The 277-nt window shown below is 67.1% G+C and carries 1 protein-coding gene; it reads left to right on the top strand.

Going from position 1 to position 277, the window contains the following annotated elements:
* Positions 1-14: 14 nt before the first annotated feature.
* The coding region (locus tag QWY28_RS23690) for a tetratricopeptide repeat protein (protein ID WP_300955361.1) at positions 15-277 on the top strand (263 nt) is incomplete at its 3' end.

The raw sequence follows: 277 nt of genomic DNA, 5'->3' as shown, positions 1-277 counted from the left end.
ACGCATGGCGGAGGATGCACGACTTTGCCAGCACCGCCTTCCCGCATGCCGGCCTCGCCTTTTCCGATATGCACATCGCACTCCCCCAAATCGTGGCGGGCGATAACGCAGGATTGGAGGCGCGCATCCGGGAGGTGAATGAGCTCGCCGGCAAGGGCCGTTACCCGTCCGGCCCGCTTGTTCCGGCGGTCGCGCGCGGCTTCGCGGCGTTCGAACGGCAGGATTACGCCGCGACGGTAGCCGCGCTTGAGCCGATAGTCGGCGAGCTGGAACGCCT

The organism is Nocardioides oceani, from assembly GCF_030412965.1.
Classification (GTDB): domain Bacteria; phylum Actinomycetota; class Actinomycetes; order Propionibacteriales; family Nocardioidaceae; genus Nocardioides; species Nocardioides oceani.
This window is presented reverse-complemented; position numbering and strand designations above follow the sequence as displayed.